This is a genomic window from Pontibacter amylolyticus, from assembly GCF_014638845.1.
GTDB classification, from domain to species: Bacteria; Bacteroidota; Bacteroidia; order Cytophagales; family Hymenobacteraceae; genus Pontibacter; species Pontibacter amylolyticus.
Genome location: NZ_BMFP01000006.1, coordinates 233,754 through 249,328 on the forward strand (window position 1 = coordinate 233,754; position 15,575 = coordinate 249,328).

16 protein-coding genes are annotated in these 15,575 nt (G+C 51.9%); 6 read left to right on the top strand and 10 right to left on the bottom strand.

Translation table 11 applies throughout. The features are described 5' to 3' along the window. Positions 1-27: 27 nt before the first annotated feature. Entirely contained in the window at positions 28-2,142 is a 2,115-nt protein-coding gene (locus IEV97_RS16145) for a carboxy terminal-processing peptidase (protein WP_188502529.1), read from the bottom strand. A gap of 344 nt (positions 2,143-2,486) precedes the next feature. Between IEV97_RS16145 and IEV97_RS16150 the strand changes: the two genes are divergently transcribed. Then, entirely contained in the window at positions 2,487-3,050 is a 564-nt protein-coding gene (locus IEV97_RS16150; protein ID WP_188502530.1) for an arylesterase, read from the top strand. A gap of 41 nt (positions 3,051-3,091) precedes the next feature. On the opposite strand, the gene IEV97_RS16155 is transcribed toward IEV97_RS16150, so the two are convergent. From IEV97_RS16155 to IEV97_RS16175, 5 genes are all read right to left on the bottom strand, one after another. Continuing rightward, entirely contained in the window at positions 3,092-3,676 is a 585-nt protein-coding gene (locus tag IEV97_RS16155; protein WP_188502531.1) for a DUF4142 domain-containing protein, read from the bottom strand. A gap of 188 nt (positions 3,677-3,864) precedes the next feature. Next, the gene (locus tag IEV97_RS16160; protein WP_188502532.1) at positions 3,865-4,401 is read right to left on the bottom strand and encodes a hypothetical protein; all 537 of its coding nucleotides are present in this window, start codon (positions 4,399-4,401) and stop codon (positions 3,865-3,867) included. A gap of 207 nt (positions 4,402-4,608) precedes the next feature. Continuing rightward, on the bottom strand, positions 4,609-5,283 hold the full coding sequence (locus IEV97_RS16165; RefSeq protein ID WP_229733984.1) for a fasciclin domain-containing protein: 675 nt from the start codon (positions 5,281-5,283) through the stop codon (positions 4,609-4,611). A 168-nt stretch (positions 5,284-5,451) separates the two neighbouring features. Further along, entirely contained in the window at positions 5,452-6,549 is a 1,098-nt protein-coding gene (locus tag IEV97_RS16170; protein WP_188502533.1) for a S1 family peptidase, read from the bottom strand. A gap of 50 nt (positions 6,550-6,599) precedes the next feature. Beyond that, complete coding sequence (locus IEV97_RS16175; protein WP_188502534.1) at positions 6,600-7,172, bottom strand: RNA polymerase sigma factor; 573 nt, start codon at positions 7,170-7,172, stop codon at positions 6,600-6,602. Positions 7,173-7,316: 144 nt separating this feature from the next. Here IEV97_RS16175 and IEV97_RS16180 point away from each other — a divergent pair, with 144 nt between their 5' ends. Further along, a complete protein-coding gene (locus tag IEV97_RS16180; RefSeq protein WP_188502535.1) occupies positions 7,317-7,520 on the top strand; it encodes a hypothetical protein in 204 nt (67 codons plus the stop codon). A gap of 148 nt (positions 7,521-7,668) precedes the next feature. On the opposite strand, the gene IEV97_RS20250 is transcribed toward IEV97_RS16180, so the two are convergent. Continuing rightward, complete coding sequence (locus IEV97_RS20250; RefSeq protein ID WP_373283837.1) at positions 7,669-8,115, bottom strand: immunoglobulin-like domain-containing protein; 447 nt, start codon at positions 8,113-8,115, stop codon at positions 7,669-7,671. A gap of 76 nt (positions 8,116-8,191) precedes the next feature. Further along, positions 8,192-9,379: a proline dehydrogenase family protein gene (locus IEV97_RS16185; protein WP_188502536.1), complete on the bottom strand. Its 1,188-nt coding sequence runs from the start codon at positions 9,377-9,379 to the stop codon at positions 8,192-8,194. Positions 9,380-9,551: 172 nt separating this feature from the next. Between IEV97_RS16185 and IEV97_RS16190 the strand changes: the two genes are divergently transcribed. The 4 genes from IEV97_RS16190 (at position 9,552) to IEV97_RS16205 (ending at position 13,538) form a co-directional block, all read left to right on the top strand. Beyond that, on the top strand, positions 9,552-10,682 hold the full coding sequence (locus IEV97_RS16190; RefSeq protein WP_188502537.1) for a bifunctional 3-deoxy-7-phosphoheptulonate synthase/chorismate mutase type II: 1,131 nt from the start codon (positions 9,552-9,554) through the stop codon (positions 10,680-10,682). Positions 10,683-10,749: 67 nt separating this feature from the next. Then, positions 10,750-11,787 (top strand): 3-dehydroquinate synthase, encoded by a 1,038-nt coding sequence (gene aroB, locus IEV97_RS16195; protein ID WP_188502538.1) that lies wholly within the window; start codon positions 10,750-10,752, stop codon positions 11,785-11,787. Continuing rightward, on the top strand, positions 11,784-13,013 hold the full coding sequence (locus tag IEV97_RS16200) for a 3-phosphoshikimate 1-carboxyvinyltransferase (protein WP_188502539.1): 1,230 nt from the start codon (positions 11,784-11,786) through the stop codon (positions 13,011-13,013). Before aroB ends, IEV97_RS16200 begins: the two co-directional genes overlap by 4 nt. A gap of 6 nt (positions 13,014-13,019) precedes the next feature. Then, positions 13,020-13,538 carry a hypothetical protein gene (locus tag IEV97_RS16205; RefSeq protein WP_188502540.1) on the top strand — a complete coding sequence of 173 codons (519 nt, stop codon included), beginning with the start codon at positions 13,020-13,022 and terminating at the stop codon, positions 13,536-13,538. Here IEV97_RS16205 and IEV97_RS16210 read toward each other — a convergent pair. After that, positions 13,535-14,344, bottom strand: a complete 810-nt coding sequence (locus IEV97_RS16210; protein ID WP_229733992.1) for an ABC transporter substrate-binding protein — start codon at positions 14,342-14,344, stop codon at positions 13,535-13,537. The genes IEV97_RS16205 and IEV97_RS16210 overlap by 4 nt on opposite strands. Positions 14,345-14,436: 92 nt before the next feature. After that, a complete protein-coding gene (locus tag IEV97_RS16215; RefSeq protein WP_188502541.1) occupies positions 14,437-15,507 on the bottom strand; it encodes a M42 family metallopeptidase in 1,071 nt (356 codons plus the stop codon). Between the last annotated feature and the right edge of the window lie 68 nt (positions 15,508-15,575).

A 15,575-nucleotide genomic window follows, 5' to 3' on the forward strand; every position in this document is an offset into this window, starting at 1 on the left:
GCTTCTATTATTGTCAATTAAGAAGAATTACTTAATATCGTTTTTGATGATCGCTACCGCTTCCTCTACATACAAGTCTTTCTGCAGCGACTTCATGAAGTCCTTGTTGCGGGCCATTTTGGCAGTGTCTCCAGCTATGGTCTGCAAATCAGTTTTCAGGCGAGACACGTTCAGCACCGGAATGTTTTTCTGAGCGTCTTCCAGTTGCTTGTTCGCCACTTCGCTCTTTCTCTCTTCTTCCATGTACTTCTTCAGACTCAGGGAGCGGGTGGTAATGTCCACCTGCTTTTTCAGCCTTTCGCCGCTCTGCTGAATAATCTTGAAGCTCTCGTTGCCCGAAACTCGGCTCTTGCTGCTGGCCTGTATTGCCGGGATGTTCAACTTAGAACGTGTCCAGGGCTTGTATCGGGCCGGAGAGATCTCATCGAATGGCAGGGCGTATTCCTGCTCTTTCTCACCGAACTCCAGGTAGCTGTACGCGTCCGGCAGAATCACGTCAGGTGTCACGCCACGCAACTGGGTTGTGCCGCCGTTGATGCGGTAGAACTTCTGAATGGTGAGTTTAAGCGCTCCAAAGGGCTTGTAGGGGTCAAACTGCGAAGGCAGGGCTTCGTCGATTTCAACGAACTGCTGCACAGTGCCTTTGCCGAAAGTTGGCGTACCCACAATCACGGCACGCTTATAATCCTGCATCGCTGCCGCCAGAATCTCAGAGGCGGATGCACTGTTAGAGTTCACCATGATCACCAGCGGGCCGGTGTACTGTACTTCCGGGTCACGGTCATCAAGCACTACGGTTTTGCCGGCAGACGTGCGGATCTGAACGATCGGGCCCTGGTCAATGAACAGACCAGCCATCTCAACAGCGTCGGCGAGTGAACCGCCCCCGTTGTTGCGAAGGTCCAGCACGAGGCCCTGCATACCGGCAGCTTTCAGTTTTTCAATCTCTGCCTTCACGTCTTCGCCGCTGTTACGGCCGCCTTTGCGCTCGAAGTCGGCATAAAAACCAGGAAGCTTAATGTACCCGATCTTCTGCTTTTCATCAATCATCGCGCTCTGGGCGTAGGTCTCTTCAAACACGATCACATCACGCACGATCGGGATAATACGGGTGCTGCCATCTGGCTTACGAACGGTCAGGCGTACTTCAGTTCCTTTCTTACCGCGGATCAGTTGGATGGCATCGTCCAGGCGCATGCCTTCTACCAATACCGGATCACCGCTGCCCTGGGCCACTTTCTGGATCGCGTCGCCCGGCTTCAGATCGCCCTGCATGTAGGACGGGCTGCCCGGCACAATTTCCATCACCTTGATCTGTCCGTCCTTTTCCTGCAGTGAGGCGCCTATACCTTCCAGTCGGCCTGTGAATTCAATGTCGAAGTCTTTTTTGGCTTTGGGAGGGAAGTAGCCTGTATGCGGATCGTACACGTTGGCCACCGCGTTGATGTAAGTCGAACGGCGGTCGTCGCGGGTCACCTGGTACAGGCGCTTATAGAGCTCGTTGTAGGCTGTCAGCACTTTTTCGCGCGCTTCGGCTTCCAACTGTTCCATGGTCTTGCGCGGCTCCTTGCTGGCAGCACTGGCGGTGGCTTTTTCCTGCTGTTTCTGCATGTCGGCCAGGCGCACCAGCGTCTGGTACTTCAGCTGCTTTCGCCAGGCTTCCTTCAGCTCGTTTTTGTCTTTGGCGTATTTCAGCTTCTTGCCGTCCAACTCAATGCTCTCCTCTTTCGAGAAGTCGAATGGCTTGCTCAGTATCTCTTTATAGAAAGCTTCTGATTCTTTGGTGCGCTTCTCGATCAGGTCTGCCGAGATGTCGAAAAACTCGAACGAACCGGCGCGCAGCTGGTCATCCAGCTGTGTCTCGTACTGGCGCAGCATGGCCACGTCCGACTCTAAGAGAAATTTCTTGTTAAAATCGAGGCGGTCCAGGTATAGCCCAAAAGCTTTTTTCGAGAAGTTGTCGTCCACCTTCTCGGGCTTGTAGTGCATCGTGCTCAAACCCTGCATCAGGGCTTTGATCAGTATCTCATTTTTCCCGGCAGGCGTGCTGTTGTTTTTGCTGTACAGGATAAAAGAGCCCGTAAGCAGGACCACGGCCAGTACAGAAAGGAATATTTTTAATCTGGTTGTCAAGGATAGCATCTAATTTAGTTAGTTGGACCACACATTGTCTACGCAAAAGTAGTGCCGCAGATGAGGCCACGGGCATTTCTTTTAAGGCGAGTCCTAATGTAGTATAAATATCGCTTTATCGCAAAGCAGCGCGTCGGCTCAGCATAAACAAACAGTTCGCCTGCTTGTTTTACGCAAAGCCGCACTTCTTCATATAACTGTTCTGACTTTTTTTTCGTTTCCCGAGCATGCCTAAACCTTGCGGCCTGACCCAGGGTGCTCTCACCTGGTGTGCAGCGCTTTTGCTCTCTTTCGCACAGGTATAGCTGTTGCGGCGGCGGGTGCTCAACAAGGTATAGTAGGACCAAACGACTATGAAGACACTACTTTTTTTCGGAGATAGCCTGACAGCAGGGTATGGGTTGCCGACGGCACAGGCCTATCCGTCGCTGATACAGGAGAAATTGAAAGCGGAAGGATACGAAGGCTATACCGTGATCAATGCAGGCATCAGTGGCGATACCACGGCAAGTGGCTTGTACCGGCTGGACCGCTGGCTGTCTGCCCCAATCGATGTTTTTGTGCTGGCACTCGGGGCCAACGACGGACTGCGGGGCATACCTGCCCGGGAAACGTCACAGAACCTGCAGCAGATCATAGACAAGGTCAAGCACAAGCATCCGGATGCACAGATCATTCTGTCAGGTATGGAGATTCCTGATATTGTGCCAGGGCGCTACGCGGAGGAGTTCCGAAAACTGTTTCGGGAGCTGGCCATCAAAAACAATGTAGCCTTCGTCCCTTTTCTGCTGGAGGGTGTGGCCGGCATGCGCCACCTCAACCTGCCCGACGGCGTGCACCCGAATGCGGAAGGGCAGAAGCTACTGGCCCGCCATACCTGGGCGGTACTGGAAGGCGTACTGAAGCAAGGTATGTAAACAGAACGGGCAACGCTGTCAGCGCCGCCCGTTCTGTGTGTTTAGTTTTTGTGATCTTGCCTGAACCGCATGGCGTTTTCCATCTGCGCCCGGATTTCCTTCCCCATATTGCGGGCCCACAGATTAAACGTGGTGTTGTCTGTCTCCTCTATGTCCTTCACGTTATCCTCAAACGCCTCGAGTGCTTCTTTGTGGGCTTCTACCTCGGTTTCCCAGTAGGCTCCGTCAAATTCCTCTGTGTTTTTATCGCGCAGCTCCTGTACACGTCCGGCATGGTCTTCTTCCATTTGCTGCGGCAACGTGGCGCTGTACCGCTTTGAGATATCCTGCAGCTCGTCCAGTTTTTTGGAGTATATGTCCACCATCTGCTGGCCATAGTCACGCACCTGCTGGGTTGTGCCTTTTTCGACTGCCAGTTTGCCCAGTTCGACCTGCTGCGTGCTGATGCTGTGCGCCTTCCCTAAAAATTCGCGCTTGTCTTCGCTCAGGGTAGAATCCACTGGGGTGGTAGTGTTCATTTCGGTGTCCACCTCGGCGGTGGTGTTGGTTTCCTGCTTATCGGAACTGCAGGATGCAAAGGCAAGCGTGCCCAGTGTGAGGGTGGCTGCCATCCATAGGTTTTTCATAGTCTTATTTTTTGTTTTTCGATAGATGTAATTGCTATAAGGGGATACGGAAGAATGATCAGTATATGTTTATTTTATTGTATACCGGCCTCTTCCGTATCACCATCAAGGTAGGATATAAAGACAAAGGCTCGACTTCGCCACAAGGGAAAAGCCAAGCCTCTGATTTTATTTAAGGCAGTTAGGCCTTAGTAATAGATGTGCTCTCCGCGGTGCTTCTGGAAATGCTCCTCGAAGTAACGGGCATCTTCTGATGTGCGGGGCTTAAAGCCCAGCACGATGTTACCTTCTTTCACGCCTTCTTCATACACCTTGGCGCGTTCTTCAGGTATACCGGCACCCACCAGGGCACCAATCAGGCCGCCTGTCAGGCCACCAGCACCGGCACCGGCCAGGGCAGCAGCCAACGGACCTGCCACTACCAGACCCAAGCCAGGTATAGCTACGGAAGTGCCTATGGCTGCCACAGCACCCACAATAGCACCAAGCGTACCGCCGATGGCCGAGCCGGCCCCGGCTCCCTCCAGCGATTTATTACCCAGTTCAGTATCGCCGTCACGGTCCAGATCACCGCTAAAGTGGCGCTTGCGTCCCTCATCCGACAATACTACGTTGATATCATCTTTGTCATATCCGCGTGCACGCAGTTCTTCATAGGCGCGTTCTGCGCTGTCACGGTCCCGGAACATGGCTGTCATCATGTTCGTATTGCTTGCTCTTTCCATAGTTGAATTTTTAAGTTTGTATTAGTATAATGTAAGGATGCCTACTTTTTTGCAGACTAGTTTATTGTAACGGCTCACCTACTCTATGGTTGCAAAATGAAGTCAGGCAGTGCGCGTTTCCTCTACAATAAGCGGGTTTTTCGAAGGCTGATCATGAAAAAGCCTTCCGTGGAGGAAGGCTTTTTCAGTATGTTATAATGCTGTCGGTTATTCTTTTTCAGTTACGGCGTCAGCAGTTACCAGTACACGGTCCACCACATGGATCACACCGTTGTTGGCCTCAATGTCAGACTCTACAATGTTGGCTCCACCAATAGTGAAAGAGTTAGGGGCAGCGCCTGCGCTCGCTACTTCGATATAGTCATCCTGACCCACCTGGATACGCTGGTTCGCCTGTAGCTGGCTTGTCATCACTTTACCCGAAATGATGTGGGCTTGCAGCACCTTGATCAGTTCATTTCTGTTTTCTGGTTTTTTCAGGAAATCCAGCTGACCGGCAGGGAGTTTCTCAAAGGCCTCGTTAGATGGGGCGAAAATGGTAAACTCACCTTCCTGCTCAAAAGCTTTTGAAATATTGGCCGCCTGGATTAACTCCATGAAAGTAGAGATTTCGCTTTTTGTTCTGGCAGCATCCAATATAGCCATAGAGCTGGTCTCTGCAGTGACATCCATGGTGGAAGAAGTATCCATGTCAGTGGTAGTGGTCTCAGTTACTTCTGTTTCTGTGGTAGTCGCATCATCACCGGCCATGGTGGTGGTCTCGCTCATGGTCGTGGTTTCGTCCATGGCAGTAGTATCCATTGCGTCGTTACTGCTGGCACAGCTGTATAAAAAGCCTGCAGCAAAGAAAACGGCAAGAGGTTTTAGCATTCGCATTTTCATAGTTGTTACTTTATGGTTCATGATTAAACAAATTGTACATCTTTTGTCGGGATATACATGGTTTATTTAACTGTATCTTTTTAAAAAAGTTATAAAAAAAGAGGACTATCTGCGCTTAAATGACAGATAGTCCTCCATAGTGTTGCAATAAAGCAATATTCCCGTGCCTTAGTTATACACTTTCACGACGAAAATATAGTCCTGAAGTTTCTTTAATTGCTGTGTACGCGAAGTTCCGCTCAGGTTATTTTGCTGCGGAAGGCTCACTGCCGCGCCATTTTCCCGTTCTTTCATTTCCCTTACCATTTGCATCAGGTAAGAGGATTTCACTGCAAAAGCGGCACCTTCCTGACCTGCCTGCTTGCCGTTGATCACGCCGATGACGTTGCCTTTGTCATCGAGCAGCGGGCCGCCACTGTTACCCGGGTTGAGTGGGATGGAGATCTGATAAGAAGTGGTGTCGCCCTCGAAACCGGAAGCGGAGCTCAGCGAGCCCTCACCAAACACGATGTCCTCGCGCGGGAAGCCCAGGGTATACACACGCTCGCCCAGATCGGAAGTAGCTGTCTTAAAGGTATAAGGCAGCTTGCCGAAACCAGCAAAGGAAGGGTCTTCTACTTTCAGGATGGTCAGGTCGTAGTCGGTGTTGCGGTGCACTTCGGTTACCTTATACTTCAGACCGGCTTTGTTTTCGATCAGGATAGAGTCGGCCCCCTGGATGACGTGCGAACTGGTGACAATATACCCGTCCGGGCTGATGGCGAAACCGGTGCCACTGAAGCGTGCCGAACGCGGAGCCGGTGCGGCGGCATCCGCGCTGGCGATGCCATTGATGATGGCACGCTGTTCTTTTTTGATCTTCTCCACCTCGCGGCGGAGCTCAATATAACGGGCTGCCTGCTGCTGTACAGGCTTCTTCATTTGCTGCACGCTCCAAAGCGTTCCGAAAACGGAAAGCAGCGAAACGCTGGCGGCAACTGCCATGGTCTGAGCGTGCTTCTTAAAGAAGACTTTCCAGGCTATCAGCTCGCTGTTGGCAGTTTGCGAACCGGATTCCATTTCTGTATGGATGCTGTTTAATTTATGGCGCAATTGCTGGCGCTTACCATAGTGCTGCATGGCCTGCAGCACCTGGCGGTGCTCCTGTACCTGATCGGCAAGCCGCGGGTCGGAGAGCAACAGCGCCTCAAAGGAAGCTTTCTCCTCGGCCGGCAAGGTGCCAGCCAGGTAGCGCTCTATTTGCTCGTATATGCGGTGGTCAAACATGGTTATCTAAAAATACCTTTCACAAGGTGCTAAAATTCATTTCGTCTATGCTATACCTCTGGTTTGTAAGAGGTGAAGAATAGCTTCTTGAGGCGTTGCAGGCACTTGTACTTCTGGTTTTTGGCCGTGTCGGTGTTCGTGTAGCCAAACTTCTCCACAATGTCCTGCATGCCCTGCGACCGGATGTAGAAGTCCTCCAGCAAGGTGCGGCAGGGCTCACCCAACTGGTCAAGCGCCTCAGCCATGACGCCGAACTGCCTTTCGTTCTCCTCGTGCTGCGGCACATCCTCCTCCAGCGACAGGTAGTTTTCAGAGTCCTCTATGCGGTTGGCGTAGCGGCCTTTCTCTGCCAGTCGCTTGAGCCACAGCCGGCGGCACACGGAGTAGAGGTAGGTCTTGATCTGGCAGCTGAGCTCCAGGCTGTTGCCCTTGATCTTCTCGTAGAAGACGATCACGCCTTCCTGATAAATGTCTTTCGCCTCGTCATCAGTTCCACTGTTGCTGATGATGAAATGAGAGATCATCGGGAAGTACAGCTTATACAGATGTGCGAGTGCGCGGTCATCGTCATTCCGGATTCCCTCCATGATCGCCTCATCCGTCTCATACAAACTCTTCCTCATGCCGTTCTGATTTTAATACGCCAGGCCGCTTTTTGTAACCCAACAAAAAAATATTTTAAAAAAATAAAAAATACCGGGTTACCTATCCGGGTTTCCGGTATGAAGTTCAAATTCGAAACCAAAACACTTAATCACAAACACAAAATGAAAAAATTGTTCAAATTCGCTTTCGTAGCGTTCGCCCTGGTAGCTTTCACAGCTTGCAACACTGAAGAAACTGCAACTGAAACTGAAGCTGTTGAAACTGAAGTAACTACTGAAGAAGAAGTTGTTACTGAAGAAGTTGAAGCTGACTCTACTGTTGAGACTACAACTGTTGAGACTGACTCTACTGTAACTGTACAGTAATCAATAGCAGAACTACGGATAATACCTTATAGTTCTAAACACATAAGAAGGCCCTGCAGCAATGCAGGGCCTTCTTATTTTTTGTGCTGGTCGGGTTCAGGTAGCAAATCTCACCATCAGAAAGTCCATCGTTGTTTCCTGTATCCGGCTATTCAACTCTTACTACATATGGCTTGGTCGTGGAACTGCACTCCCAATCCCCTTGTCTATCATACCTATATTTATAAACTACTCTGAAGGATCTTTCTTTTAGCTTGCTTTTCGCAAACCACCTGTACAAGCCTATCTTAAATTTCTTACTCTTATGAGCTTGTAATTCGTGTATTTGAGTACGTTCTGACCCAATTTTTTCTAAACCCCCATCTATCTGGTACCACCTACCTTCATCTTCCTTCATTACCTGGAGATAAGCTATGAAATAGGTGGCGTCCTTGCCCGTATTCTGAAACGTTACCTCCAATGTGTCATGAGTACGGTATTCACTTTTTATACCTTTTACCTGTAGCTTATTACAGCTCCCATTCGGACTGTAGTCCGCTGTAGACGTAGCAGGTGACAATAGTATTAGGCTAATCAAAAAAATGAACAGGTTCATATAATTAGAATTAACAGTCTAAACTACGCTACTACTGCCTTCTGAAGGTATAGCTACAGGGCTATGCAGGTATAGTCTACCTTTTCGACTTTTTACGGCGCTCCATCTCCTTGCTGATCAGCCCGAACTCTCGGCTGCTCTGCCCGGCAATAGCTGTGTTCTCGTTGGCGCGGCGCAGCAGGTAGGGCATCACCGACTCCACCGGACCGTAAGGCACGTACTTGGCTACGTTGTATCCTGCGTTGGCCAGGTTGTAGGACAGGTTGTCGCTCATGCCAAAAAGCTGGGCGAAGAACACACGCTCATCGTTGGGCGCTATACCTTTCTCCTCCATCAGTTCCATCAGCAGGTAGCAGCTGGCTTCGTTGTGCGTGCCGGCGCAAAGCGATATGCGGTCGATGTGCTCGATGCAGAAGCGGAGGCCATCGTTGTATAGTTTGTCAGAGGCTTCTTTGGTCGGGTTGATCGGGCTTGGATAGCCTTGCTCTTCGGCACGCCTGCGCTCTTTTTCCATGTAGGCACCGCGCACGGGCTTGGCTCCGAGTATATAGTTTTTGGCTACGGCATTCTCATAATCGCGTGCCAGTGCGTCGAGGCGGTCGTGGCGGTAGAGCTGGTACGTGTTGTACACGATGGCTTTCTCTTTGTTGTAGAGTTCCATCATGTCGTAGGCCATGTTGTCGATCGTGTCCTGAAACCAGCTTTCCTCGGCATCCACAAACACGCGCACGTCGGCTTCATGGCAACGCTGGCAAATGTCCTGCACCCGCTTCAGGCCACGCGCATAGGCGGCTTGCTCTTCAGCAGTGAGTTTTTCGCCTGCCTGCACTTTCTCCAGGAGCGCTGTGCTCAGCAGGCCTGTCACCTTAAACACCGAGAATGGGATGTTCTTGTTGCCACGGGCCTTCTCTACGGTGCGCAGGATCTCATCGCGTGTATCATCGAAGCTCTTTTCGGAGCCCTCGCCCTCTACCGAGTAGTCGAGGATGGTGCCGATGTTGTATTTGGCCAGTTCGCGGATGGCGCGCTCCGATTCCCCGATCGTTTCGCCGCCGCAGAAATGGTTGAAAATAGTAGGCTTGATGATAAACTTAACCGGCAGGTGCAGTTTGAGCGCGAAGTTCAGCAGGTTGCCGCCCACTTTTACAAAGGTGTTGCTGTTCATGGATTTGAACAGCAGGTACATTTTATAAAGCTCAGCGTCGGACTTGGAAGAAAAAGCGACAGCTGTATCGTCGAAAGAAACGTTGGTAACCGGGTTCATGTAATGGTGTGTTAATTGCCGCAAAGATAAGGTATGCGGTAACGTTTTACACCATAGAAGCCTGGTACCCAAGATTTATTTTGTACTGTTTTTCAGGGCAGCCATTCCCTTAAACCAGATCCGCTGCATAACTGTTGTAATTGTCGTACCTTTGTATGGACAATTGACACCGATGGATTTCAAAAATAAAGACACCTATTTCGCTGATTTGCTGGCTGAGCGCGGCAGGCCACTGGTGATTGCCGGTCCCTGCAGCGCTGAGAGTGAGCAGCAGGTCATGCAGACCGCCGAGGCCTTGAAAAAGCTGAATGTGCACCTCTTTCGGGCAGGTATCTGGAAGCCGCGCTCCCGTCCCAACACCTTTGAGGGGGTAGGGCTGCAAGGACTGGCGTGGCTGGCCCGCGTGAAGCAGGAACTGGGCATGCGCGTGACGACCGAGGTAGCCACCGGTCGCCATGTGGAGGAGGCCCTGAAACAAGGTATAGACGTGCTGTGGATTGGCGCCCGCACCACCGTGAACCCCTTTGCCGTGCAGGAAATAGCCGATGCCTTGAGTGGGGTGAATATACCTGTGATGGTGAAAAACCCTGTGAACCCGGATCTGGCGCTCTGGATCGGAGCGATCGAGCGTATTTACCAGGCAGGTATAACCGACCTGGCTGCCATTCACCGTGGTTTCTCCTCATACCAACCTTCCAAGTACCGCAATGCGCCGGTATGGCAAATTCCGATTGAGCTGAAAGCGCGTTTCCAGAACCTGCCCGTGATCGTGGACCCAAGTCACATTGGCGGTACCCGCGACTTGATCTATCCTCTGTCGCAGCGAGCACTTGATATGGGCTGTGATGGTGTGATGATCGAGACACACCCGAATCCGGCGGAGGCCCTGAGCGACGCGGAGCAGCAGGTGACGCCAGCCACTTTGGCTGATATACTGAGCAAGCTGCAGGTGCGCAAAACGAATTACGACGACGCGGAGCTGGTGAACCGGGCTGAGGAACTGCGTTTAAAGATTGATGCTGCCGACCACGACCTGATCGGGGCGCTGGCGCAGCGCATGGCCTTGGTGGAGCAGATAGGGGAGTATAAAAAGCAGAACAACGTGCAGGTGCTGCAGCTCGAGCGCTGGAAGGAGATTTTCCGGACCCGCGCCGACTGGGCCGCTGAGGCAGGTATCAACCCGGCCTTTGTGGAAGAGCTCTACAAACTGATCCATGTGGAGTCCATCCGCAAACAAACCAGCATCATGCAGGCCGGGAATCCGGAAACAAAACCTAACACTGAGCCGGAACAGGCCTCGTAAGCGTATACCTGAACGCCGGTTTAAAGCCGCCGTTGTTATACCTATACCTGACGAAACAAAAATCATCGTGACTGAAAGCATATACATCGGGCGAGATGTGCTGCCGCAACTGAAAGCGGTGCTGCAGAACCTCGCCTTCTCTAAAATAGCCGTGCTGGTGGACGAGAACACCCTGCACCATTGCTATCCGCAGGTGAAGCCCCATTTGCCCGAGCATGACATCATACAGATACAGAGCGGCGAGGCGCATAAAACGCTGCAGACCTGCGAGCATATCTGGCAGCGTATGACTGAGCTCAACCTGGACCGATGGTCGGTGCTGGTGAACCTGGGTGGCGGCGTGATAGGGGATATGGGCGGTTTCTGTGCAGCCACGTTTAAGCGCGGGATGTACTTTGTGCAGGTGCCCACCACGCTGCTGGCGCAGGTGGATGCCAGCGTGGGCGGCAAAACAGGTATAGATTTCCACGGACTCAAGAACCACATCGGGGTATACAAAGAGCCGAAAGCCGTCATCATCGACCCGACTTTTCTGAACACGCTGCCACAGCGCCAGCTCAAGTCAGGCTATGCCGAGATTATCAAGCACTGGCTAATCGCCGACGCGGCGGCCTTTGAGGAACAGCGCCATATCGGACTTTTCACTGAAGACTGGGACGCGCTGATCCGTCACTCGGTAGGTATAAAGTCAGCCGTGGTGGAGGCCGATCCGCTGGAGGGCGGCTACCGCAAAGTGCTTAACTTCGGCCATACCGTGGGCCACGCCGTAGAAAGCTACCTGATGGAGAAGCCCGGCCGAGAACTGTTGCATGGCGAGGCCATTGCCGTGGGGATGCTCTGCGAGGCTTACCTTTCCGTGAAAAAAGAGTTGCTCACCAAACGGGAGCTGGACCAGATCGAGATGTTTATGGTTTCGATCTATGAGAAAGTAAAAATTACCGAAGAAGATATCCAAAGCATGGCTAAACTGGCTTTGCAGGACAAGAAAAATACGCATTCTACCATTAATTGCACCTTGTTGCAAGGTATAGGCAGGGCCGTTTGGGACCAGCCTGTTACCCTTGCCGAAATACAGGAAGCCTTGCGCTACTACCAGCTACTATGATTAAAACTCTTACTCTTTCGCACCCGACAGGTATACTGAAGGGTCGTGTACAATTACCGGCCTCTAAAAGCGAAGCCAACCGCGCCTTGATCATCGCGGCCCTGGCAGGCGGGGAATCCGAATTGCAGAACCTCTCCGAAGCCAACGATACTCAACTCCTGCAAAGGCTCCTGAAAAGCGACTCGGAGACCATTGACGCCGAAGACGCCGGCACGGTCATGCGCTTCCTGACGGCTTACTATGCCGTGACTGGCCAGCAGAAAACGCTCACCGGCACCGAACGCATGTGCCAGCGGCCGATCAAAGTGCTCGTGGAGGCCCTGCAGGAACTGGGCGCAGGTATAACCTATCTGGGTGAGGAAGGTTATCCGCCCCTCCAAATCAGCGGCTTTAAAGGCAGTGGTAAAAAGCACCTGAAAGTGCGCAGCGACATCAGCAGTCAGTATGTTTCGGCTTTGCTGATGGTGGCGCCCTTGCTGCCGGAAGGGCTGGAACTGGAACTGGAAGGCAAGATCGGCTCACGGCCTTACATCGAAATGACCTTGGCTTTGATGAAGCATTTTGGGGTGGAGGCCAATTTTGAGGGCAACACGATCACGGTGCCGCATCAGGTATACCAGCCAGCGACGTTTGCGGTGGAATCGGATTGGTCGGCGGCCAGTTATTGGTACAGCATGGTGGCTTTAGCCAAAGAGGCGGATATTACCCTGCTCGGTTTGCGCGAAGACTCTCACCAGGGCGACAAAGCCATCGTGGACATCATGCGCCGCCTGGGCGTGTATACTGAGTTCAAGTCAGAAGGAGTGCGACTCACCAAGAAGCATGCGGAGAAAAGAGTAGCGTTTGACTTCAGCAACTGCCCGGATCTGGCGCAAACCATCGTGGCGCTGTGTGCCGCATCCGGCGTGGCCGTCGAGATGACCGGGCTGGAGAGCCTCCGCATCAAAGAAACGGACCGTATTCAGGCCCTGCAGATCGAGGTGCTGGCGATGGGCGCCTCCCTGGACGAGCGGACGCCAGGCATTTTTCAGATGAACCCGACGCTGATGATCAACCGGGAATTGAATTTCAGGACGTACCAGGACCACCGCATGGCCATGGCTTTCGCTCCGATCGCTTTGCTGCAGCCTGTCCAGATTCAGGATCCGGAAGTGGTGCGCAAGTCCTACCCACGGTTTTGGGAGGATTTGGAGAAAATGGGGTTTGAGGTAAGGTATAACGATTAAGGATTGATGGAAAAGCGCTATTTGTACGGAGACGCCGGCCTGATCGAGGTGCTGTTGCCACAGTTTGAGCTGATGGAGACCTCTGCCGGTGGGTATGCTGCCGTTTACAGAGACCCGCTTTCCAACTCCTTTTGGCTGAAGTACTACGCGACCGCAGCCGCGGACGGAGGAGGCTACCTCACGCTCATGCGGCTGCCAGCCCCTTCCACCGAAAAGCTGATCAACATTGCCATTCGCACGCTTTTCGAAGACGAAGCAGTGGCTGCCGTTTTGCGCCTGCTTGACGAAGAGGCAATTGAGAAGAAAGAATTCCGTGAATTACTGATCGAGGAACTGGAGCAGGCAGTTGAAAAAGGCGAACTGCAACCCGATCGTGCCTTTCAGATTATCAAATTCGCGAACCTGGCTGACCCGATGAACAAACGGGAAGTGGTGGGGAAAACCAGTACAGCCGTGCAGGCAGATGCAGCCTATTTTGCAGGTATAGCCGAGCGGGCGGAGCGGTTGCTGAAGCGCCTTTCTTAGTGCGCTATACCTTGCTTGACTTCTTTCACAACCTCCTGCAAATACGCCGGTGCCTTTAGTAAGCGACTGCCATACCAGCTGAACATTTCCCCATCCACTACTTTGATGACCGCCTCCGGGCACATTTCCTGAAACTCAGCAAAGTGCTTTTCCTGAAAAGGGTAGGGCTCGGATGACAGCAAGATCAGCTTGGGATTAGTAGCCTGCAACTGCTCCGGCGATACCTCGGGATAGCGGGGCTGATTGGCGAAGACATTACAAAAGCCGCAGCGCTGCAGCAGGTGGTCGATGAAGTTGTTGTTGCCCACGGCCATGTAGGGATTGCGCCAGATAAAGTAGGCGGTAGGGATAGCTGGTTGCACGGGTTGCAAAACATCGAAGCCAGCCGCTATACCTTGCACCAATTCCTGAGCCTTAGCCTCCGTTCTCGTCAACTGACCAATTTGACTGATCATTTCCAATGCGTCCTCCAAGGTATAAATATCACTCATCCAGACTGGATACTTCTCCTGCAGACTGGCTATACCTTCTTCGTAGTTCTCTTCTTTGTTCCCAATAATCAGATCAGGCTGAAGCTTATCAATCACCTCCAACTTAAAGTTCTTGGTGCCACCGATAATGTGCTTTTCTTTCACCTTCTCTTCTGGATGGATGCAAAACTTCGTGACGCCTACAAGGCGGTCTTGCAGCCCTAAGTCGAATAGGAGTTCAGTTTGAGAAGGCACCAGCGACACAATGCGCTGCGGCAAGTGCGGCAGCGTAACGGTACGGCCCATCTGGTCGGTGAAGGTATAGTGGAAGCGCATATCCAAAAGTAAACAATTAGGGATGGCTTTAAAACAAAAAACCACACAAGCCGCTCAGGGCTGTGTGGTTTCTCTAAGGCTAAAAGTGATTTCTATTTCAGGTACCGGAAGTCCTGTTGGTCCTCAATTTTTAGCAGTGTTTCGTATATCAGTTTCGTCACGTTCTCTACGTCGTCTTTATGCACCGTCTCTACGGTCGTGTGCATGTACTTCAGTGGCAGGGAAATCAAAGCCGAAGCTACCCCCGCGTTAGAGTATGCAAACGCATCGGTGTCGGTTCCGGTTGCACGTGAAACAGCGGAGCGCTGGAATGGAATCTCTTTTTCCTGTGCGGTATTGATGATCAGGTCACGCAGGTTGTTCTGCACCGCCGGGCCATAGGCAATCACCGGGCCTTTGCCGCAGTGGATGTCGCCGCTGTTCTTTTTGTCGTACATCGGCGACTGCGTATCGTGCGTCACATCCGTGATGATGGCCACGTTCGGGTTGATGCGGTGCGCGATCATCTCAGCGCCGCGCAGGCCAATCTCTTCCTGTACCGAGTTCACGATGTACAGACCGAAAGGCAGTTTGTGCTTGCGCTCGTGGATCATACGGGCCACTTCAGCGATCATAAAACCACCCACGCGGTTATCCAATGCGCGACCTACGTAGAACTTGTCGTTCATCACCGTAAACTCGTCCTCGAACGTTGCCACGCAACCTACGTGTATACCCATTTTCTCCACTTCTTCACGGTTGCTGGCGCCACAGTCCAGGAACACCGTCTCGATGGTAGGAGCTTTGTCGTTCTCCACCTTACGCACGTGTATGGCCGGCCAACCGAAAACAGCTTTCACAATGCCTTTTGAGGTATAGATGTTTACTCTTTTGGAGGGAGCGATCAAAGCGTCGGAGCCACCGTTACGCTTCAGGTATAGGTATCCTTCCGGCGTAATGTAGTTCACAAACCAGGAGATCTCGTCGGCGTGTGCTTCGATCACCACCTTGTACTCTGCCTCAGGGTTGATCACACCCACCACCGTACCGTACGTGTCAACAAAATAATCCTCAATGTAGGGCTTTATGTACTCCAGCCAAAGCTTCTGGCCTTCTGACTCGAAGCCGGTAGGAGAGGAGTTATTCAGGTATTTTTCTAGAAAATCGAAAGATTCTTTTCTCATCAGGTTTTTATCAGTAATGTATACACAATGGTTGTTAAACATAACGAGCATGTGTAGCCAGATGTTCT

Bases quoted from the DNA above. Each gene is read 5' to 3' on its own strand.
- IEV97_RS20250 (WP_373283837.1), bottom strand. From the start codon at position 8,115: ATGAACCTGTTCATTTTTTTGATTAGCCTAATACTATTGTCACCTGCT.
- IEV97_RS16190 (WP_188502537.1), top strand. From the start codon at position 9,552: ATGGATTTCAAAAATAAAGACACCTATTTCGCTGATTTGCTGGCTGAG.
- IEV97_RS16215 (WP_188502541.1), bottom strand. From the start codon at position 15,507: ATGAGAAAAGAATCTTTCGATTTTCTAGAAAAATACCTGAATAACTCC.
- IEV97_RS16175 (WP_188502534.1), bottom strand. From the start codon at position 7,172: ATGAGGAAGAGTTTGTATGAGACGGATGAGGCGATCATGGAGGGAATC.
- IEV97_RS16170 (WP_188502533.1), bottom strand. From the start codon at position 6,549: ATGTTTGACCACCGCATATACGAGCAAATAGAGCGCTACCTGGCTGGC.
- IEV97_RS16205 (WP_188502540.1), top strand. From the start codon at position 13,020: ATGGAAAAGCGCTATTTGTACGGAGACGCCGGCCTGATCGAGGTGCTG.
- IEV97_RS16160 (WP_188502532.1), bottom strand. From the start codon at position 4,401: ATGGAAAGAGCAAGCAATACGAACATGATGACAGCCATGTTCCGGGAC.
- IEV97_RS16180 (WP_188502535.1), top strand. From the start codon at position 7,317: ATGAAAAAATTGTTCAAATTCGCTTTCGTAGCGTTCGCCCTGGTAGCT.
- IEV97_RS16150 (WP_188502530.1), top strand. From the start codon at position 2,487: ATGAAGACACTACTTTTTTTCGGAGATAGCCTGACAGCAGGGTATGGG.
- IEV97_RS16165 (WP_229733984.1), bottom strand. From the start codon at position 5,283: ATGAAAATGCGAATGCTAAAACCTCTTGCCGTTTTCTTTGCTGCAGGC.
- IEV97_RS16145 (WP_188502529.1), bottom strand. From the start codon at position 2,142: ATGCTATCCTTGACAACCAGATTAAAAATATTCCTTTCTGTACTGGCC.
- IEV97_RS16210 (WP_229733992.1), bottom strand. From the start codon at position 14,344: ATGCGCTTCCACTATACCTTCACCGACCAGATGGGCCGTACCGTTACG.
- IEV97_RS16185 (WP_188502536.1), bottom strand. From the start codon at position 9,379: ATGAACCCGGTTACCAACGTTTCTTTCGACGATACAGCTGTCGCTTTT.
- IEV97_RS16200 (WP_188502539.1), top strand. From the start codon at position 11,784: ATGATTAAAACTCTTACTCTTTCGCACCCGACAGGTATACTGAAGGGT.
- IEV97_RS16155 (WP_188502531.1), bottom strand. From the start codon at position 3,676: ATGAAAAACCTATGGATGGCAGCCACCCTCACACTGGGCACGCTTGCC.